The organism is Pseudomonas sp. NCIMB 10586, from assembly GCF_023127895.1.
GTDB lineage: Bacteria > Pseudomonadota > Gammaproteobacteria > Pseudomonadales > Pseudomonadaceae > Aquipseudomonas > Aquipseudomonas synxantha_A.
The window spans coordinates 216483-236881 of sequence record NZ_SPKQ01000037.1 but is presented as its reverse complement, the minus strand read 5'-3'; the positions used below and the strand labels follow the sequence as shown (position 1 = coordinate 236881).

Annotated in this window: 19 protein-coding genes, 1 tRNA gene and 1 pseudogene; 11 read left to right on the top strand and 10 right to left on the bottom strand. The window is 60.1% G+C overall.

The features are described 5' to 3' along the window. Positions 1–6: 6 nt before the first annotated feature. Together grxC and E4P01_RS14320 are read right to left on the bottom strand one after the other, a co-directional pair. Positions 7–261, bottom strand: a complete 255-nt coding sequence (gene grxC, locus E4P01_RS14325) for a glutaredoxin 3 (protein ID WP_078820067.1) — start codon at positions 259–261, stop codon at positions 7–9. A 1-nt stretch (position 262) separates the two neighbouring features. Beyond that, on the bottom strand, positions 263–676 hold the full coding sequence (locus tag E4P01_RS14320; protein ID WP_003187796.1) for a rhodanese-like domain-containing protein: 414 nt from the start codon (positions 674–676) through the stop codon (positions 263–265). A gap of 151 nt (positions 677–827) precedes the next feature. Here E4P01_RS14320 and gpmI point away from each other — a divergent pair, with 151 nt between their 5' ends. The 4 genes and pseudogenes from gpmI (at position 828) to E4P01_RS14300 (ending at position 6021) form a co-directional block, all read left to right on the top strand. Continuing rightward, positions 828–2354, top strand: a complete 1527-nt coding sequence (gpmI, locus tag E4P01_RS14315; RefSeq protein ID WP_078820066.1) for a 2,3-bisphosphoglycerate-independent phosphoglycerate mutase — start codon at positions 828–830, stop codon at positions 2352–2354. Positions 2355–2611: 257 nt separating this feature from the next. Next, positions 2612–3907 (top strand): annotated as a pseudogene (locus E4P01_RS14310) (murein hydrolase activator EnvC). Between the two features lie 30 nt (positions 3908–3937). Further along, positions 3938–5245, top strand: a complete 1308-nt coding sequence (locus E4P01_RS14305; protein WP_005783925.1) for a S41 family peptidase — start codon at positions 3938–3940, stop codon at positions 5243–5245. 2 nt (positions 5246–5247) lie between these two features. Further along, the gene (locus E4P01_RS14300) at positions 5248–6021 is read left to right on the top strand and encodes a divergent polysaccharide deacetylase family protein (RefSeq protein ID WP_216090616.1); all 774 of its coding nucleotides are present in this window, start codon (positions 5248–5250) and stop codon (positions 6019–6021) included. 143 nt (positions 6022–6164) lie between these two features. Here the strand turns inward: E4P01_RS14300 and E4P01_RS14295 are convergent, their stop codons facing one another. From E4P01_RS14295 to E4P01_RS14265, 7 genes are all read right to left on the bottom strand, one after another. Further along, complete coding sequence (locus E4P01_RS14295) at positions 6165–6920, bottom strand: ABC transporter substrate-binding protein (RefSeq protein ID WP_248130076.1); 756 nt, start codon at positions 6918–6920, stop codon at positions 6165–6167. A 66-nt stretch (positions 6921–6986) separates the two neighbouring features. Then, positions 6987–7757 (bottom strand): imidazole glycerol phosphate synthase subunit HisF, encoded by a 771-nt coding sequence (hisF, locus tag E4P01_RS14290; protein WP_003171107.1) that lies wholly within the window; start codon positions 7755–7757, stop codon positions 6987–6989. A 9-nt stretch (positions 7758–7766) separates the two neighbouring features. Continuing rightward, entirely contained in the window at positions 7767–8504 is a 738-nt protein-coding gene (gene hisA, locus E4P01_RS14285) for a 1-(5-phosphoribosyl)-5-[(5-phosphoribosylamino)methylideneamino]imidazole-4-carboxamide isomerase (protein ID WP_003171106.1), read from the bottom strand. Between the two features lie 39 nt (positions 8505–8543). After that, the gene (locus tag E4P01_RS14280) at positions 8544–8801 is read right to left on the bottom strand and encodes a DUF2164 domain-containing protein (RefSeq protein WP_032878360.1); all 258 of its coding nucleotides are present in this window, start codon (positions 8799–8801) and stop codon (positions 8544–8546) included. After that, complete coding sequence (hisH, locus tag E4P01_RS14275; RefSeq protein ID WP_005783914.1) at positions 8802–9440, bottom strand: imidazole glycerol phosphate synthase subunit HisH; 639 nt, start codon at positions 9438–9440, stop codon at positions 8802–8804. Continuing rightward, on the bottom strand, positions 9440–10036 hold the full coding sequence (hisB, locus tag E4P01_RS14270; RefSeq protein ID WP_003187781.1) for an imidazoleglycerol-phosphate dehydratase HisB: 597 nt from the start codon (positions 10034–10036) through the stop codon (positions 9440–9442). The genes hisH and hisB overlap by 1 nt, the downstream gene beginning before the upstream one ends. A gap of 232 nt (positions 10037–10268) precedes the next feature. After that, a complete protein-coding gene (locus E4P01_RS14265) occupies positions 10269–11930 on the bottom strand; it encodes an OFA family MFS transporter (protein WP_005783912.1) in 1662 nt (553 codons plus the stop codon). A gap of 326 nt (positions 11931–12256) precedes the next feature. Here E4P01_RS14265 and E4P01_RS14260 point away from each other — a divergent pair, with 326 nt between their 5' ends. The 7 genes from E4P01_RS14260 (at position 12257) to E4P01_RS14230 (ending at position 18730) form a co-directional block, all read left to right on the top strand. Next, positions 12257–14473, top strand: coding sequence for an AsmA family protein (locus E4P01_RS14260; protein WP_216090614.1), 2217 nt, complete (start codon positions 12257–12259; stop codon positions 14471–14473). After that, the gene (gene mutY, locus E4P01_RS14255) at positions 14470–15537 is read left to right on the top strand and encodes an A/G-specific adenine glycosylase (protein WP_216090613.1); all 1068 of its coding nucleotides are present in this window, start codon (positions 14470–14472) and stop codon (positions 15535–15537) included. Before E4P01_RS14260 ends, mutY begins: the two co-directional genes overlap by 4 nt. Then, positions 15534–15806 carry an oxidative damage protection protein gene (locus E4P01_RS14250; protein WP_005783905.1) on the top strand — a complete coding sequence of 91 codons (273 nt, stop codon included), beginning with the start codon at positions 15534–15536 and terminating at the stop codon, positions 15804–15806. Before mutY ends, E4P01_RS14250 begins: the two co-directional genes overlap by 4 nt. 103 nt (positions 15807–15909) lie before the next feature. Further along, positions 15910–15985, top strand: a tRNA-Phe gene (locus E4P01_RS14245). Between the two features lie 106 nt (positions 15986–16091). Beyond that, complete coding sequence (locus tag E4P01_RS14240) at positions 16092–16613, top strand: TonB family protein (RefSeq protein WP_248130075.1); 522 nt, start codon at positions 16092–16094, stop codon at positions 16611–16613. A gap of 86 nt (positions 16614–16699) precedes the next feature. After that, positions 16700–17371, top strand: a complete 672-nt coding sequence (locus E4P01_RS14235) for a hypothetical protein (RefSeq protein WP_005783902.1) — start codon at positions 16700–16702, stop codon at positions 17369–17371. Between the two features lie 198 nt (positions 17372–17569). Continuing rightward, on the top strand, positions 17570–18730 hold the full coding sequence (locus tag E4P01_RS14230; RefSeq protein WP_032878370.1) for a Fic family protein: 1161 nt from the start codon (positions 17570–17572) through the stop codon (positions 18728–18730). 22 nt (positions 18731–18752) lie between these two features. Here E4P01_RS14230 and E4P01_RS14225 read toward each other — a convergent pair whose 3' ends face one another. Next, complete coding sequence (locus E4P01_RS14225) at positions 18753–20360, bottom strand: hypothetical protein (RefSeq protein ID WP_216090612.1); 1608 nt, start codon at positions 20358–20360, stop codon at positions 18753–18755. Positions 20361–20399: the final 39 nt, after the last annotated feature.

Genomic DNA, 20399 nt, shown 5'->3' with positions numbered 1-20399 from the left:
TAGCAGTCAGACGGACAGCAGCGCATCAAGTTTACCGGCGCGCTCCAGGGCGAACAGGTCATCGCAACCACCGATGTGCTTGGCGCCGATCCAGATCTGCGGGACCGACGTGCGGCCGGCCTTCTGGGCCATTTCGGCACGCACCTGGGGCTTGCCATCGACCTTGATCTCTTCGAAGGCAACACCCTTTTTCTCAAGCAGGGCCTTGGCCCGCATGCAGTAAGGGCACCAATCGCTGGAATACACGACAACCTTATTCATGTCACTTCACCAACGGCAGGTTATCGCCACGCCAGCTGCTGATACCACCCGACAGCTTGGCGGCGGTGAAGCCGGTCTTGAGCATCTCGCGGGCGTGGGTGCCGGAGTGCTGGCCTTGGGCGTCGACCAGAATGATGGTCTTGGCCTTGTATTTTTCCAGCTCGGCCAAGCGTGCAATCAGCTTATCCTGCGGGATGTTAAGGGCACCAACGATATGGCCGGCGGCATAATCCTTGGCCGGGCGAATATCGACGACAACGGCCTCATCCTTGTTGACCAGCGCGGTCAGCTCCGACGTGCTCAGGCTGCGACCACCGCGGCTCAGTTCATGTGCGATCAGCAACGCCAGCAGGATGACGAAGGCACCCACGAGCAGGTAGTGGGCAGTGGCAAATGCAATCAGGTGATCAACCATCAAGGAGGTTCCAGGGCGTTAAAATGGCGGTAAGTATACACAGCCGCCAAGGAGGGCCAACCCCCGTAAAGCGGTGACGCGCTCGGAACTTCGCTTTAAACTGCCACTCCCTTTTCCATTGTCTTCCTTTATTACCGCCGCGAGAGGATCTATGACTACCACGCCTAAACCTTTGGTCCTGATAATTCTCGATGGCTTCGGACACAGTGAAAGCCACCACGACAACGCCGTGTACTCGGCCAACAAGCCCGTGCTGGACCGCCTGAGCGCTACCGTCCCCAACGGATTGATCTCCGGTTCCGGCATGGACGTGGGCCTGCCGGACGGCCAGATGGGCAACTCGGAAGTCGGCCACATGAACCTCGGCGCCGGACGAGTGGTATACCAGGACTTCACCCGCGTCACCAAAGCGATCCGCGATGGCGAGTTCTTCGAGAACCCGACCATCTGCGCCGCGGTCGATAAAGCCGTGGCCGCCGGCAAGGCCGTGCATTTCATGGGCCTGCTGTCGGACGGCGGCGTACACAGCCATCAGGATCATCTGGTGGCAATGGCCGAACTGGCCTTCAAGCGCGGCGCCGACAAGATCTACCTGCACGCCTTCCTCGACGGTCGCGACACCCCGCCGAAAAGCGCGCAATCGTCCATCGAACTGCTCGACACCACCTTCGCCGCCCTCGGCAAGGGCCGCATCGCCAGCCTGGTGGGCCGTTACTTCGCCATGGACCGCGACAACCGCTGGGACCGCGTGTCCCAGGCCTACAACCTGATCGTCGACGGCCAGGCCGAATTCAATGCCGCCACGGCCCAGGAAGGCCTGGAAGCGGCCTACGCCCGTGGCGAGAGCGATGAGTTCGTCAAGGCCACCACCATCGGCGAGCCGGTGAAGGTCGAAGACGGCGACGCCGTAGTATTCATGAACTTCCGTGCCGACCGTGCCCGCGAGCTGAGCCATGTGTTCGTCGATGAAGGTTTCAAGGACTTCGAGCGCGCACGCCAGCCGAAAGTCGAGTTCGTCATGCTCACCCAGTACGCCGCCAACATCCCGGCCCCGTCGGCGTTCGCCCCGGGCAGCCTGGAAAACGTGCTGGGTGATTACCTGGCGAAAAACGGCAAGACCCAGCTGCGCATCGCCGAGACCGAGAAGTACGCCCACGTGACGTTCTTCTTCTCCGGTGGCCGTGAAGAACCGTTCCCGGGCGAAGAGCGCATCCTGATCCCATCGCCAAAAGTCGCCACCTACGACCTGCAGCCGGAAATGAGTGCGCCGGAAGTGACCGACAAGATCGTCGATGCCATCGACAACCAGCGTTACGACGTGATCGTCGTCAACTACGCCAACGGCGACATGGTCGGCCATAGCGGTAACCTGGAAGCGGCGGTCAAGGCCGTTGAATGCCTGGACCTGTGCGTTGGCCGCATTGTCGACGCCCTGGAAAAAGTCGGCGGCGAAGCGCTGATCACCGCAGACCATGGCAACTGCGAGCAGATGTCCGACGAGTCCACCGGCCAGGCACACACCGCCCACACCACCGAGCCGGTGCCGTTCATCTATGTCGGCAAACGTGACCTGAAAGTGCGTGAAGGTGGCGTGCTGGCGGATGTGGCGCCGACCATGCTGATGCTGATGGGGCTGGAGAAGCCTGAAGAGATGACTGGGACCTCGATCCTGGTCTGATCTAAATGTGGGAGGGGGCTTGCTCCCGATAGCGGTTTATCAGTCAGCTCATAGGTAGCTGACCCACCGCAATCGGGAGCAAGTCGAATCGTCGCACCGCCCCTCCCACATTGGTTTTGTGGTGTTTGATAGATGTCTTTTTGCCATACCCCCGCCACTCGGCACCTATCTTGCCGTAACTCCCCAATTGGGCGTTTTTTTTGCAGCGCTTGGCGGGCATACTAGGCCGTCCTTTTCCCCTGGTGTCGCCCGCCTCTATGCTTCGCGCCTTGATAACCCTTGCTCTTGTCTGCCTGCTTCAACCGGCGTTTGCCGATGAGCGCGCACAAACCCAACAACAGTTGGACGCTACGCGTCAGGACATTACCGAGCTGAAAAAGCTGCTCGGCAAGCTCCAGGAAGAAAAATCCGGGGTGCAAAAAGACCTGCGCGGCACCGAAACCGAAATGGGCAAGCTTGAGAAGCAGGTCCAGGAGCTGCAAAAAGAACTAAAGAAGAGCGAGTCGGAACTGGAGCGACTCGACGCTGAGAAAAAAAAACTCCAGAGCGCACGCGTTGAACAGCAACGCCTGATCGCGATCCAGGCCCGTGCCGCCTACCAGAGCGGTCGCCAGGAATACCTCAAGCTGCTGCTCAACCAGCAGAACCCGGAAAAATTCGCCCGCACCCTCACCTATTACGATTACCTGAGCTAGGCGCGCCTGGCGCAATTGAAGGGTTTCAATGAAACCCTGCGCCAATTGGCCAATGTCGAGCAGGAAATTGCCGACCAGCAATCGCAACTGCTCGACCAGAAAAGCGCCCTCGACGTTCAGCGCGACCAGTTGGACAAGGTGCGCAAGGAGCGCCAGCAGGCCCTGGCCAAGCTCAACAGCGATGTAAAAGCCCGCGACGCCAAGCTCCAGGCCCGCGAGCAGGATCAGGCCGACCTGGCCAAAGTGCTCAAGACCATCGAAGAAACCCTGGCCCGCCAGGCACGCGAGGCCGAAGAAGCGCGGCAAAAAGCGCTGATCGCCCAGCAGGAAGCGGAAAAAAAGCGCCAGCGTGAGGCCGAACTGGCTGCCACCAGCGACGCGCCGGCACCGCGCAAACCCGCGCGCGCCAGCCCCGGCCCGCTGGTTTCCAGCAGCGGCGAGTCGTTCGGCGGCCCTTTTGCTTCGGCACGGGGCAAACTTCCATGGCCGGTTGATGGTCGACTATTGGCACGCTTTGGGGAAACCCGTGGCGATGACACCCGCGCCAAGTGGGATGGGGTGATGATCAGCGCCTCAGCCGGCAGCCAGGTCCATGCCGTTCACGGTGGGCGCGTGGTGTTTGCCGATTGGCTGCGGGGCGCCGGTTTACTGGTGATTCTCGACCATGGAAATGGCTATTTGAGCCTTTACGGCCACAATCAGACATTACTCAAGTCGGCAGGTGATGTTGTAAAAGCCGGTGAATCCATCTCCACTGTCGGTAACAGTGGCGGCCAGGACACACCGGCGCTGTACTTCGCTATTCGTCAGCAGGGTCGCCCGAGCGATCCCGCACAATGGTGCCGTTCCCAAGGATAGGGCCGCATCTACATTAGGAGTTCGTTCGACATGCTGCATTTGTCCCGCCTCACTTCGCTGGCCCTGACGATCGCCCTGGTGATCGGCGCGCCTCTGGCTTTTGCCGACCAGGCTGCACCCGCTGCAATGGCCGCGACCACCAAGGCGCCGTTGCCGCTGGATGAGCTGCGCACCTTTGCCGAGGTCATGGACCGGATCAAGGCAGCGTATGTCGAACCCGTAGACGACAAGGCCCTGCTGGAAAATGCCATCAAGGGCATGCTCAGCAACCTCGACCCGCACTCCGCCTACCTGGGCCCGGAAGATTTCGCCGAGCTGCAGGAAAGCACCAGCGGTGAGTTCGGCGGCCTGGGCATCGAAGTGGGCTCCGAAGACGGCCAGATCAAAGTGGTCTCGCCCATCGACGATACCCCTGCGTCCAAGGCCGGTATTCAGGCCGGCGATCTGATCGTGAAGATCAACGGCCAGCCGACCCGTGGCCAGAGCATGACCGAGGCCGTCGACAAGATGCGCGGCAAGCTCGGCCAGAAAATCACCCTGACCCTGGTGCGCGACGGCGGCAACCCGTTTGACGTGACCCTGGCCCGCGCGACCATCACGGTCAAGAGCGTGAAGAGCCAGTTGCTGGAGTCGGGTTACGGCTACATCCGTATCACCCAGTTCCAGGTCAAGACCGGCGACGAAGTGGCCAAGGCCCTGGCCAAGCTGCGCAAAGACAATGGCAAGAAACTCAACGGCATCGTGCTCGACCTGCGCAACAACCCCGGCGGCGTGTTGCAGTCGGCAGTTGAGGTGGTCGACCACTTTGTCACCAAGGGCCTGATCGTTTATACCAAAGGCCGTATCGCCAATTCCGAACTGCGCTTCTCGGCCACCGGCAACGACCTGAGCGAAAACGTGCCACTGGCGGTGCTGATCAACGGCGGCAGTGCCTCGGCGTCGGAAATCGTCGCCGGCGCGCTGCAAGACCTCAAGCGCGGCGTGCTGATGGGCACCACCAGTTTTGGCAAAGGTTCGGTGCAGACGGTGTTGCCGTTGAACAACGAACGCGCATTGAAAATCACCACAGCGCTGTATTACACACCGAACGGCCGCTCGATCCAGGCCCAAGGCATCGTGCCGGACATCGAAGTGCGCAGGGCCAAGATCACCAACGAGATCGACGGCGAGTACTACAAGGAGGCCGACCTGCAGGGTCACCTGGGCAATGGCAACGGCGGCGCCGACCAGCCTACCGGCAGTGGCGCCAAGGCCAAGCCGATGCCGCAGGACGATGACTACCAACTGGCCCAGGCACTGAGCCTGCTCAAGGGCCTGAGCATCACTCGCAGCCGTTGATCATGCGTTTTGCCCTGATCATCGCTGTGCTGTGCAGCCTGGCAGGGGTCGCTCACGCGGCCCCTGCCGGCGAACCCCACAAAGCCTACCTGACTCTCATCATCGACGACCTGGGGCAAAACCTGCCGCGCGATCGCCGTGTACTTGCGCTGCCCGGCCCGGTGACCACCGCGATCATGCCCGACACGCCCCATGCCGCCGAATTCGCCCGCGAGGCGCACAAGGCCGGCAAGATCGTGATCCTGCACATGCCCATGGACCCGGCCACCGGCCCCTTCGCCTGGCACCCCGAGTTACCGGTGGAGGAACTCGGCAAGCGCCTGGACGCCGCGTTCCAGGCTGTGCCCTATACCGCCGGCATCAACAACCACATGGGCAGCCGCATGACCGCGCAACCGCAGGCCATGGCGTGGTTGATGGCCGAGCTACAACGGCGCCACAAGTTCTTCGTGGACAGCCGCACCAGCGCGCAGACCGTCGCCGCCGCCGAGGCGCAGAAAATCGGCTTGGCGCATGTTTCGCGGGATGTGTTCCTCGATGACGAACGCACCGAGGCAGCAATTACCACCCAACTGCAAACCGCAATCAAGCTGGCGCATAAGCAGGGTTCGGCGGTGATGATCGGGCACCCTTACCCGCAGACCCTGGCGGTGCTGGAGCGCGAGCTGCCCAAGCTCAAGGCCCAGGGTATCGACTGGATCGATATCAAGCTGATGATCAGCGTGCGCAGTAATCGGGCCATGAGTGCCCACGGCAAAAACGGCATTTACCGCTAAATGAAGGCAGCGAAGATCCAATGTGGGAGGGGGCTTGCCCCCGATGGCGGTGTGTCAGCTGAAAATGTATTGGCTGATCTACTGCTATCGGGGCAAGCCCCCTCCCACATTTTGACCGCGTTTATTCTGCGCAACTGCCAACTTCAGAGGTAACGCGCCATGATTTCGTCTACACGACCGCTCTTGCGCAACTCATCCAGCGCCGTCTGGAGCTTGGCGACCACCTCATCAGGCACTTCCCTGTTCAACGCCAAATAAAGCTGCGCACTGTTGAACCGCAACACCGTCTTGAGCCCGCTCACACCAACCTGGCGCGCCAGGTAACGCCCGGCGGGATCGCCGGTGGCCCACAGGTCGATCTGGCCGTCCATGAGCTTTTGCGCATTGTCCTGATCGCGCAGAGCGACAACCGGGTTAAGCCCCTGTTTCCCCAAGGTTTCCGCAATCGCATCGCCCTTGTAAGCACCGATCTTGTAGCGGCGGGCGTGCTCAAGATCGTTGAGCTGGATTGTGCTGTCGGCCTTGGCCAGTAATACCCAATCGTCCGGCCCGATGGGGCCGACCCATTTGAACAAGGCTTCACGGTCCGGCAGCCGCGCCATCACAAATACACCGTAACCAGGCTTTTCCAGGGCGAGTTTGTAGATTCGCTCCCAAGGAAAACGCAACGTAAGGTTGTAGGAAATGCCGGCGCGCTGGAAGGTTTCGCGCACAATGTCCACGGCGATGCCTTCGATGTTCTCGTCCTTGGCGAAGTTCTTGCCGTTTTTCGCCATGTTGTAGGGCGGGAAATTTTCCGTCAGCAGCACCAGGGAGGCGTCAGACGGCTCTTCGGCTTGGGCCGTACCGGCCATGAGCATGGAGGTACTGGCGAGGGCGAGCAGCAGGTGTTTGAACATGAAGGCTACCGGAATCCATGGCAAGCGCAGAGAGTGCCGCGAGCCTGCCATGGTGTCCAGCAGCGTTTAGCGAACGACGATACCGCGCGCTGCCATGTAGGCCTTGGCCTCAGGTACGGTGTATTCACCAAAGTGGAAAATACTCGCCGCCAGCACTGCGCTGGCATGGCCTTCGATAACACCGTCGGCCAAATGCTGCAGGTTACCGACGCCACCGGAGGCGATCACCGGGATACCCAGTGCATCGCTGATAGCGCGGGTCACGCCCAGGTCGAAGCCGTTTTTCATGCCGTCCTGGTCCATGCTGGTCAGCAGGATTTCACCGGCGCCCAGGCCTTCCATCTTCATCGCCCACTCCACCGCGTCCAGCCCGGTAGGTTTGCGCCCGCCGTGGGTGAAGATCTCCCAGCGCGGGGTTTCGCCCGGGCCGGAGACCTTCTTGGCGTCGATTGCGACCACGATGCACTGCGAGCCAAAGTGTTGCGCGGCTTCACCGACGAACTCGGGGTTGAATACCGCGGCGGTGTTGATCGAGACCTTGTCCGCGCCGGCATTGAGCAGGTTGCGGATGTCTTGCACAGTGCGCACGCCACCGCCCACGGTCAACGGGATGAACACCTGGCTGGCCATGCGCTCGACGGTATGCAATGTGGTGTCGCGGCCATCGACGCTGGCGGTAATGTCGAGAAAGGTAATCTCGTCGGCACCTTGCTCATCGTAGCGACGGGCGATTTCCACCGGGTCGCCGGCATCGCGGATGTTCTCGAACTTGACGCCCTTGACCACCCGACCGTTGTCGACGTCCAGGCAAGGGATGATGCGTTTGGCCAGCGCCATGGTCAGTCCTCAGCCGTTGTAGGCGTCGCAGTAAGCCTGGGCTTGCGCAACGTCCAGGGTGCCTTCGTAAATCGCACGGCCAGTGATGGCGCCAATGATGCCAGGCGCCTTGGCGTCCAGCAGCGACTTGATATCGCCCAGGTTGTGAATGCCGCCGGAAGCGATCACCGGAATCTTCGTGGCCGCTGCCAAGGCTGCGGTGAACGGCACATTGCAGCCCTGCATCATGCCGTCTTTGGCGATATCGGTATAAACAATGGCGGACACGCCGTCGGCTTCGAACTGCCTGGCCAGGTCGATCACCTGCACGGTGCTGATCTCAGCCCAGCCGTCGGTAGCCACGAAGCCGTCTTTGGCATCCAGGCCAACGATGACCTTGCCAGGAAACGCACGGCAGGCTTCGGCGACGAAGGCCGGGTCTTTCACGGCCTTGGTGCCGATGATCACGTAGCTCACGCCAGCTTTGACGTAATGCTCGATGGTTTCCAGGGAGCGAATGCCGCCGCCGATCTGGATCGGCAGGTTCGGGTAGCGCTTGGCAATCGCGGTGACCACCTCACCATTGACCGGCTGGCCTTCGAAGGCACCGTTCAAGTCCACCAGATGCAAACGACGGCAGCCACCTTCCACCCATTTGGCGGCCATGCTCACCGGGTCGTCGGAGAACACCGTGGAATCTTCCATGCGGCCCTGGCGCAGGCGTACACAAGCGCCGTCCTTGAGATCGATAGCGGGGATAATCAGCATCTGGCAAACCTTATTCGATATTCAGCAATGCTTGGGAAATCAGGGTTTCTCAAGCGACCACAAGTCGCTTTCGATGCTTTCGAACCTTTCCTTAAGGAGCGTCTGCGTGTCGAAAATCGCCCTGTTGTAATAGTGCGGTGCCACTTCGGTGGTGAACAGCTCAAGAATCTCGGCGACCTCGAACGAGCCCAGCTTGAGCTCGAAGCGGTCTTCCATGAAACGCTTGATCTTGTCGGTTGCCTCACGCTCTTGCTCGGGCGTGAGGTTCAAGATCGGCGGCTTCGGTTTCCTGGCCATTTACCAGCGACCATCCCACGCGGCGAAGTTCTGCAGCAATTGCAGGCCATGGGTATGGCTCTTTTCCGGGTGGAATTGCACGGCAAAACGTGAACCTTCGGCCAGCGCTGCGGCGAAGTCGACACCATAGTGCCCGCCACCCACCACCTGGCGCGGGTTACCGGCAGCGATGTAGTAGCTGTGCACGAAGTAGAAACGCGCCATGTCCGGGATTTCGTGCCACAGCGGGTGGTCGACGGTACGGCGCACCTCGTTCCAGCCCATGTGCGGGACCTTCAAATGCTCACCGTCTTCATGCAAGTCTTTGCCGAAGAACTTCACCTGGCCGGGAAACATACCGATGCAATCGACGCCGCCGTTCTCCTCACTGCTGTCGAGCAAGGCTTGCATGCCGACGCAGATACCGAGGAATGGACGATCCTGGCTGACCTCGCGCACCAGGCTGTCAAAGCCCAGGCGGCGGATTTCGGCCATGCAATCGCGAATCGCGCCAACACCGGGGAACACCACACGGTCGGCTTCGCGAATCACGTTGGCATCGCTGGTGATCAGCACCTTGCCGGCGCCTACGTGCTCGAGGGCCTTGGCCACCGAGTGCAGGTTGCCCATGCCGTAGTCGATAACCGCGACCGTCTGCATTACAGGACGCCCTTGGTCGACGGCATTTGCCCGCCCATGCGCTCATCGACTTCCACAGCCATGCGCAACGCGCGGCCGAAAGCCTTGAACACGGTTTCGATCTGGTGGTGGGTGTTGGTGCCGCGCAGGTTGTCGATATGCAGGCTGACCAGTGCGTGGTTGACGAAGCCCTGGAAGAATTCCTGGAACAGGTCCACATCAAAGCCACGGCCCACGTTGGCGCGGGTGTAGGGCACGTGCATCTGCAGGCCTGGGCGGCCGGAGAAGTCGATCACCACACGCGACAGCGCTTCATCCAGCGGAACATAGGCATGACCGTAGCGACGGATGCCTTTCTTGTCGCCGATGGCCTTGGCAAATGCCTGGCCGAGGGTTATGCCCACGTCTTCCACCATGTGGTGGTCGTCGATGTGCAGGTCGCCCTTGCCGACGATATCCAGGTCGATCAGTCCATGACGGGCGATCTGGTCCAGCATGTGCTCAAGAAAAGGGACACCGATATCAAATCGGGCCTTTCCGGTGCCATCCAGGTTGATCGAGGCTTTGATCTGGGTTTCCAGAGTGTCGCGCTCAACAGACGCCTTACGTTCGGCCATCACCAGCTCCGCAAAATCATTGGGCGAAAAAGGCAGCCATTATAGGGGCGCGGGCGCCAAACAGAAACATCGAAGGGGATAAGACTGACGGCGTGTCGGGGTTAGACATGTGCATACATGCATAACCAATGTGGGAGGGGGCTTGCTCCCGATAGCGGTAGATCAGTCAACAATGCACTGACTGATGCGCCGCCATCGGGAGCAAGCCCCCTCCCACAAGGGTTTTGCAGTGTTAGTGGAACAGTACCGCGGTCTTCTGCAGGGTCACCCACACACCCCACGCCAACGGAATACCCACCACCAGCCAGGCGGCGATCGCCAACGGCTTGCTGGCGGCGGAGGCCTTCCACTCCAGCACGGTGGACGCATCGGCACCCTTGTCATGCCCGAGCGCCTGTTCGGCGGCCAGTTCGGCATCGGTCATGAAGTACTTGTCGGCCACCGGGCGTACCAGCAGGTTGCAGATGAAACCCAGCACCAGCAGACCGGCAAGGATGTACAAGGTGATGTCATACGCCGCGGCGCGTTCAACGCCGATGCTCAGCTGATATTCACGCAGGTAGTTCACCAGTACCGGCCCCAACACGCCCGCAGCAGCCCAGGCGGTCAACAGGCGACCGTGAATAGCACCGACCATCTGGGTACCGAACAAGTCGGCCAGGTAAGCCGGAACCGTCGCAAAACCACCGCCGTACATCGACAGGATGATGCAGAACGCCGCCACGAACAGCGCCACGTTGCCCAGATGCCCCAGGTTCGGGATCAGCGCGTACAGGGCAAAGCCCAGGGCGAAGAACACAAAGTAGGTATTCTTACGTCCCAGGTAGTCGGAGAACGACGCCCAGAAGAACCGGCCACCGATGTTGAACAGGCTCAACAGGCCGGTAAAACCAGCGGCAATGGCTGCAATGGAGGCAAGCTGACCGGCATCCAGCTGGCCAAATGGCACATCAACACCCAGCAACTTGCCGCCGAACACTTCCTGCAACAGTGGCGAGGCCATGCCGAGGATGCCGATACCGGCCGATACGTTCAGGCACAGCACCAGCCATACCAGGCGGAATTGCGGGGTTTTCCACGCGACATTCACATGCACGTGACGGTGAGTGATCATCGCGTTGCTGGCTTTTTTCGCCGGCGCGGTCCAGCCCTCAGGCTTCCAGCCGGTCGGCGGAACGCGATACAGCAGTGCGCCACCGATCATGAACACGAAGTAAATCGCCGCCATGACCACAAAGCTCTGCCATACACCTACGCTGGTCGGCGAAGAGAAATGGCCCATCAGTGCCGCAGCCAGGGGCGCACCCACCATCGCGCCGCCGCCAAAGCCCATGATCGCCATGCCGGTAGCCATGCCGCGCTTGTCCGGGAACCACTTGATCAAGGTCGAAACGGGCGAGATATAGCCCAGGCCCAGGCCGATACCGCCAATGACACCGGAGCCGATCCACATCAGCCAGATCTGGTGGGTATAGATGCCCAGCGCCGAGATCAGCAGGCCACCGCACCAGCACAACGCCGAGACCACACCGGCCTTGCGTGGCCCGGCATGTTCGAGCCAGCCGCCCCAGATCGCGGCCGAGCAGCCCAGGAAGATGAAGAACAGGGTGTAGATCCAGCCCAGCATGGAGATGGGCCAGTCGCATTGGGACGAGAAGACCTGGGCGATGAAGCTCATGTCTGGCGCGCAGGCGACCGGTGCGGTGATACCCAGCGCTTTGGACAACGGCAGCCAAAACACCGAGAAGCCGTAGGCCATGCCGATGCACAGGTGGATGGCCAGGGCGGCCGGTGGAACCAGCCAGCGGTTGAACCCCGGCTTGGCGATGATGCGCTCCTTGGACAGGAACGCAGGCTGTGCGGCGGCGGTGCCGGCCACAGTGCTAGTGCTCATTGGTGTTTCCCCCAGTTATTGGTATGCGTCCGTCAGGCGCTCTCCTCCTCGGCCTTGCACGCAAAGCGTGGCCGTTTTTTTGAGTGAAGCTCCATTTAAAGCGCGACGATACGTCGCAGAAGGCGGACGAACGTGCAGAGATTAGCATCAGTGGATGACAGAAAAATCAAACTGCCACTACCTTTTTTGGATTATCTGTACTTTTCTGACGTCAAAATCCCATTTCCGAGCCCCTGGATACAATGTAACGATCCGTGAACTGACGCAGGCCGTCGGGCGTTATACTCTTCGGCTAAATTTTGAAATCGACATACAAGGACTCGCCCATGAAAGCGTTCGGCAAAATCCTGGGTCTGGTACTTCTCGGGCTGTTGCTGATCATTGTGGCGCTCGGCTTTGCCCTGACCCACCTCTTCGATCCCAACGACTACAAAGAAGAAATTCGCCAGATAGCCCGCGACAAGGCCCACATCGAGCTGACGCTCAATGGCGATATCGGCTGGAGCCTGTTCCCCTGGCTGGGCCTGGAGTTGCACGAGGCCAGCGTCGCGACCCTGACTGCACCGACTCAACCTTTCGCCGATTTGCAGATGCTCGGCCTGTCGGTACGCGTACTGCCGCTGCTGCGCCGCGAAGTGCAGATGAGCGATGTGCGTGTGGAGGGCCTGAACCTGCGCCTGAACCGCGACAAGCAAGGCCATGGCAACTGGGAAGACATCGGCAAGAACCTGCCCGACGAAACCACGGATACCCCTGCGCCGGCCCCCGTCGAACCGGTGGCTGAAACCAAACCGGAAAAACCCCCGCAGCCGATCCGCCTGGACATCGACAGCCTGACCATCAACAACGCTCGCGTGGAATACACCGATGAACAGACCGGCAAGCAATTGAGTGCCGAGAGCATCCAGTTGAGCGCCGGGGCCATCCACGAGGGCGCCAGCATTCCGCTCAAACTCACCGCGTTCCTGGGCAGCAACCAGCCACTGATGCGCGTCAAGACCGAGCTGAACGGCAACTTGCGCATCCAGCGTGCCCTCAAGCGCTACCAGTTCGAAGACATGCGCCTGAGCGGCGAAGCCACCGGCGAGCCGCTGCAAGGCAAGACCGTGAGTTTCTCCACCCAGGGCCAATTGTTGGTGGATCTGGCGGCCAACGTCGCCGAATGGACCAACCTGAAACTGTCGGCCAACCAGTTGCGCGCCTTGGGCGAACTGAAGGTCAACGACCTGGACAAGACCCCGCAGGTCAGTGGTGCTTTGTCTGTGGCCCAGTTCGATCTGGCCAAGTTCCTTGAGAGCGTCGGCCACCCGCTGCCGGCCATGGCCCCTGGCAGCCTGAGCAAGGTCGAGCTGGTGAGTCGCCTCAAGGGCACGCCCACCAGCGTCGCCCTGGAAAATCTGAACCTGAAACTCGACGAAAGCACCTTCAGCGGCCGTGTCGCTGTCGATGATTTCGCCAAGCAGTCGCTGCGCGTACAGCTCAAGGCCGATACCTTCAATGCCGACAACTACTTGCCGGCCAAATCAGAAGCCGCCAAAGGCGCAACCGCCGCTCGCCAGGCCGAAGTGCAGAACAGCGAGGCCGGTGCGATGGCAGCCGGCGGCAACACGCCACTGCCGGACGCCCCGACCAAAGGCGCCTGGAGCACCGACAAGCTGCTGCCGCTGACCCGCCTGCGCAGCCTGGATATCGACGCCGACCTTGCGTTCGGACAATTGACCCTGAGCCAGCTGCCGATCCAGAACGCGGCGCTGAAAGCCTCCGGCATCGACGGCCAGCTCAAGCTCGACACCCTGAGCGGTGGTCTCTACAACGGTACCTTCCAGGCCAATGGCACGCTCGATGTGCGCCAGGATCTCCCGCTTCTGGCCATGCAAACCCATATCAAGCAAGTACCGGTTGAGAAAATCCTGCAGGCCCAAGGGAAAAACCCGCCGGTCAAAGGCCAGGTCACCCTGGACAGCAACCTGACCGGGCGTGGCAACAGCCAGAAGGCACTGATCGACAGCCTCAACGGCACCGCCAGCTTTGTGATCAATAACGGTGTGTTGCTCAACGCCAATATCGAGCAACAGGTCTGCACCGGTATCGCCCTGCTCAACCGCAAGACCCTGGCCAGCACGCCACCGGGCAAGGACACCCCCTTCCAGGAACTGCGCGGCAACCTGACGTTGCGTAACGGCGTGGCCAGCAACCCTGACCTGAAAGTGCGTATCCCAGGGCTGACGGTCAATGGCAACGGCGATGTCGACTTGCGCGTGCTGGGCATGGACTACCGCGTCGGCATCATTGTCGAAGGCGACAAGCGCGAGGTGCCGGACCCGGCCTGCCAGGTCGGCGCCAACTTCCAGGGCATTGAAGTGCCGCTGCGCTGCCGTGGCCCGCTGGAGCTTGGCGCCAAGGCCTGCCGTCTGGACAAGGACGGCCTGGGCCAGGTCGCCCTCAAGGCTGCCGGCAATCGCCTGAACGAGAAATTGGAAGAGAAGCTCGACAAGGTCAATCCAAAAATCAAGGACGCCTTGAAAGGTCTGTTCAACCGATGAGAGACGAGCAGTTTTCAGCGGCGGTACTCGATTGGTACGACCGCCACGGCCGTCATGACCTGCCCTGGCAACAGGGCATCACCCCGTACCGGGTGTGGGTGTCGGAGATCATGCTGCAACAGACCCAGGTGAGCACTGTGCTCAATTACTTCGACCGGTTCATGGCATCCCTGCCGACGGTCGAAGCCCTGGCCGCCGCACCGGAAGACGAAGTGCTGCACCTGTGGACCGGCCTGGGCTACTACACCCGGGCGCGCAACCTGCAAAAGACCGCCAGGATCGTGGTGGCCGAATACGGCGGCGAATTCCCCCGCGACGTCGAAAAGCTCACCGAACTGCCGGGCATCGGCCTATCGACTGCCGGTGCGATAGCCAGCCTGAGCATGGGCCTGCGCGCGCCGATCCTCGACGGCAACGTCAAGCGCGTGCTGGCACGCTTTACCGCGCAGGAGGGCTACCCGGGCGAGCCAAAGGTGGCCAAACAACTGTGGGCCACCGCAGAGCGCTTCACACCCTTTGAGCGCGTCAACGCCTACACCCAGGCGATGATGGACATGGGTGCCACCCTTTGCACCCGCAGCAAACCCAGCTGTCTGCTGTGCCCGCTGGAAAAAGGCTGCGAAGCCCACATGCTCGGCCTGGAGACGCGTTATCCGATCCCCAAACCGCGCAAGACCATCCCGCAAAAGCGCACGCTGATGCCCATGCTGGCGAACGCCGAGGGCGCGATCCTGCTTTACCGTCGCCCTTCCACGGGCCTGTGGGGCGGTTTGTGGAGCTTGCCCGAGCTGGATGACCTGAGCGACCTCGACCACCTGGCCAACCAGCACGCCCTCGCACTGGGCAAGCATCAGGAACTGCCGGGGCTGATCCACACCTTCAGCCACTTCCAGCTGGCTATCGAACCCTGGCTGGTCCAGGTCGAGGAATCCGCCCATCACGTGGCCGAGGCCGACTGGCTTTGGTATAACCTCGCCACCCCGCCGCGCCTGGGCCTTGCCGCCCCGGTGAAAAAACTGCTGAAGCGCGCGGCGCAAGCATTGAACGCAGGAGTTTCGTCATGACCCGCACCGTTATCTGCCGCAAGTACAAAGAAGAACTGCCAGCCCTGGAACGCCCTCCGTACCCAGGTGCCAAGGGCCAGGACATCTACGACCACGTCTCCGCCAAAGCCTGGGGTGACTGGTTGAAACACCAGACCCTGCTGATCAACGAAAAACGCCTGAACATGATGAACGCCGAAGACCGCAAATACCTGGCCGGCGAAATGGATAAGTTCTTTTCCGGCGAGGAATACGCCCAAGCCGAAGGTTACGTGCCACCTGCTCAATAATTGATCAAAAACCGGGGTCGGCACGTAAGCGACGGTAATAATTAAATATTTTTTGAAAACTTGCTTGACGACCCCCTGAAAAACCCGTTTAATGCGCCCCGTTGCCCAGATAGCTCAGTCGGTAGAGCAGGGGATTGAAAATCCCCGTGTCGGCGGTTCGATTCCGTCTCTGGGCACCAAAATACCGAGAAACCCCAAGGAACAATGTGTTCCTTGGGGTTTTTTATTGCCTGCGATTTAATGTGCTCTGGATCACCTTGGACCCGGATGCCGAGCAGGAGCGCCTTGAATAAAGGCAATCACGATACCGGCACCGATCAGGCCCATCGAGAGAGCCGTCGAGGGAGTGAGCCTTCCAAGCGCCTGGATTTGAATACTCTGTGGCGCCAGATAGTACGGACGCAAAAAATGCTCAAGGAAATATGTATGAAGTATTGCTGGATCGCACTTGCCCTGCTGCTTGGCGCCTGCGCAAGAACCCCTTCCCCAGAGCAACTGGCAGAACAGCAGCTATGGGAACAACAGTTGATAAGCCATATACAACTGTTCAAATTTTACCCGGCAAACGCTCAGGCGCAGGGGCTGGAAGGCCAGGTCAATATTGAATTCATCATCGATGCCCACGGCAACTTGTTGCGTCAGCGCGTGATCAGTCACTCAGGCTCTGAGCTTTTTGTTGCTGCCGTGCAGGCATCTCTTCCAGCAGCATCGCCAATGCCTGCTCCGCCTGCGTCAGTTCTCAAGGATGGTGAAGTCGAGGTGCGCGCACCCTTTGTGTTTTGCGTGACCCCATCCTGCGCAGGCTAAGCTAAGCCCCAGAGCGATTGAGGCTTGTTTTTCACTGGCTTCAATCGTCCACCCTTTACCCCATTCACAGCTGTAAGGTTTCTTTCATGACACGCCTCTTGCTCTGCTCGCTATTACTGCTGACTGCACTACTCAGTGGATGCGCCACGCAAATGGACGTAGCGATCAACGCGACACCCGATCCGGACTATCACTTCGATCGCCAGGCAACCGTACTGGTGACGTCTGTCGGGGGCAGCGACGAAAACGCACTCAATGCCCGGTACTACCTGCGCGACATGGTCAGCGCCATGAAGGACCAGGGCTTTCGCAATGTCTTTACCGACACCACGCTGCCCAAGAACCATGCACCGATCAAAATGACCATCACCCTTGATGTCGAAAGCAAGCAGGTCACTTACCGCTACACCGCTACCGAGTATGGCCAGGTAGCAAACAGCACCACCACACAGTGCAAGAAGAACAAGAAAAAGACCGATCAACTGACCTGCACCAGCACCCCGAACACCTCCTATGGCCCGGTAGGCACATCGGAACGCACCGGCTACACCACCCTCACCACCTTCCGGGCTACCGCTCGGGACGAGGCGAGCAGGCGCGCGGTGTATGTGCTTCGAGTATCGTCCTATAACGACGATTGCCAGGCGGCGAAGGTCGAAGCCTTCCTGGTACAGCAGGGCCTGCAGAACCTGAACTTCCAGGACCGCGTGCAGCGCAATTACACGGTGACGATGCCTGAGGGGTATCGCTGCAAATAGCTTGCTCCCGTCCGGATACAGCTTGGGCACCCTGACCAAAGTCAACCGGACCTAGTTTCATTGGGGATGTTTTTCACTTATCCGAACTGTTTTTTTGAGATAGTGTAGGGCCTCATCAGGCCCCTAACGCCTTCCCTACGGGCATCAAATCAGCCTGCTTTCGAGATAATCAAAATATCAATTGGAGATACTTTCCATATGCCCGAGTTTGCTCATCACGATCTGGAGCTATTGAACCCCTCGTTCGACTCGGGCCTGGTTGATGTTCTGAGCGAGCTGGAACACCTGCGCCGCCTGCAACTGGGTGGCGATACACCGCCTGCTGTTTTTTTCCAGTTGAAAGCCCTGTTTCATACGCTGGAAAGCCTGGGCTCTGCACGTATCGAGGGCAACCACACGACACTGGCCGACTACATCGAAAGCAAAGTCGAAGGGGCAGCCGAGGCTTCAGATCCGTTGCGGGAAATTGCGAATATCGAAAAGGCCATGGACTACGTCGAAAGCATCATGCAGACCGGCGCTGATCTCACGGAGTTTGCGATTCGAGAGCTTCACTCAATCACCGTCCAGGGACTGCAACGCGAAGGTGATCGTACGCCAGGTGCTTACCGCGAGTCCGGGGTCAGCATTGCCCAGTCCGATCACCTCCCGCCCGAGGCGGTGATGGTGCCAGGCTACATGCAAGAACTCGTCGCCTTTGTGAATAAGCAGGATGCCCCCAAGTACGATCTGATGAAAGTCGCGCTGGCCCACCACCGGTTTGGCTGGATCCACCCATTTGGCAACGGCAATGGCCGCGTCGTGCGCCTTCTGACGTACGCAATGTTGATGAAGTACGGCTTCAACGTGAGCGCTGGCGGCCGAGTCCTGAATCCGACGGCAGTCTTCTGTATCGACCGCGAAAAGTATTACTCGATGCTTTCCACCGCTGACACAGGCACCAAGGAAGGCCTTGAGGCTTGGTGTACGTATGTGCTGGCAGGCATTAGAGATGAATTAGAGAAAGTCAGCAGGCTGACGGACTACCGCTACCTGACCAGGCACATTCTTGCCCCCACCATTGCATTGGCGAAAGACCGCGCATGGATAACGCCTCTTGAAGAGAAAATTCTGAGCACGGCGATCCAACTGAAGGTGGTCAAGTCGGGCGATATCGCTGACGCTCTACCGACACTGTCCGCCGCCCAAAGAACCTATCAAATAAAAAAACTGGTCGACCAAGGGATGCTGCTTCCCATCAGTCCAGGCGCTCGGCAGTACACAATCGGGTTCTCAAATAATTATTTGATCAGAGGGGTTATCAAATCCCTGCGCGAAGAAGGCTTTATCCCTGAGCAGCTGGACAAACCTTATCCATGAGGAGGCCCGCCAAGTTGCCCCCTCACTTCAGCAAAAACACCATCAACGGATTGTCATTCAGCCGCCCCGCAAAGCTTGGCGCCAATTGCTCCACCGGCGAGCCCTTCAACAGCGCAGTCTCCTTGCGCGGCACAATCACCCAGGATGGCCGGGGCAGCTCACTCAGTTTCTCAAGCTGGTGACGCCCGACAAACAGTGGCTGCTCATCGTGATCCAGATTCATCATGTAGCGCACCGCCCAGGTGTCTCGGGCCAGGTCGACAAATACCAAAGGGCCCGGCTGTGATTCCCGCAGCGCCTCCACCTGGCTGACAAACCGTCGGGTGTCGAATTGCAGGTCCTTGGCCGGTTCTATCACCGCTACCAGCAACAACCATTGCGCCGCCAGTGCGATCACGCTGAGCCATACCAGACGCAACGGCCGGCGCCAGGCAATCAACGCCGCGAGTTGCAACACCACCAACACACCAATCATCAGCGGCAGGGAAATATCCGGCCAATAGCCCTGCTTGTGCCAGGCGTTCCGACACACAAACAACACAACCACGCACAACGCCGGTAACGCTGCGACAAGCCCTTCGTAACAACGGCGCACGCCCAACAGCCAGCCTTGCGCCTGGAGCAGCCCATAGGCCGCGACAGCCGCAAACATCGGCACCATCGGCAAGATGTAATAAGCGCGCTTGAAGTGCGGCACCGACAACCCGAGCAGAATCATCAAGCCACACGCCCCGAGGCGCACTAGCAGTTGCACCTGCCCGTCGACCCAGCGCTCCGGCCAGCGATGGCGCAGCGCGACCAGAGTGGCTAACGCCAGCGGCACCACCGGGAAGTAACGGTACAAACTCAGCTGGAAATAGAAATAGAACGGCTCACCGGACTCATCCAGGCGCCCGCCGACCTGCATCCTGAACACTTCATCAGCAAAGGCATCACCGCCACTCAATCGCGCAAGCTTCATCAGCAGCCACCAGCACACTGCTAGCAGCACCAGGCCGATAACGCCGTGGATCAGGACTTGCCGGACGCGTTCGCCCGGCCTGCCCAGCGCCCAATACACGCACACCACCCCACAGACCTCAATCAACCCCAGGGGGCCACGAATGGCAAAGGCCAGGACGAACAACGGGAACACCGCCAATTGCCGCAGCCGCGACCCCAGGCGCTCGCCACTGTGCAGCAGATAGAAACTGCCGACACACAGCAGCGCGATCATCTGGTCCAGGCAGACCGAGCGCGATTTTTCGAGCAACTGGGTGGTGAGCAGCGTCAGCAGCACCGTCAAAAATGCCCATGGGCGACTGAACGGCGCCAGCAGGCGGTACATCAGTGCGATCACACCGGCCGATGCAAGCGCGGTGGGCAGCACATTCGCCAGATGGTTCGGCGCATCAAACCAGCGAGCGAATACAAAACTGAAGAAGGTCGCGGTGCCTGGGTAGTCCGCGTAAGGCTGACCGTAAGTAGTGGGGAAAAAACTTGCGCCGTGGCGAAACATTTCCTGCATGAACAGCGCCCAGCGCCCATCAAAGCCCTGAGGCTGCTGATCCCAGATCCCCAACGTGAACAACAACAGGGCGATCAGAAAGAGGCCCAAGGACTCCAGGCGAAAACGGTTGCGATGATCCATCGGGTGACCTGTCAGGTGGGAAGCGCTGGCGTATGGTGC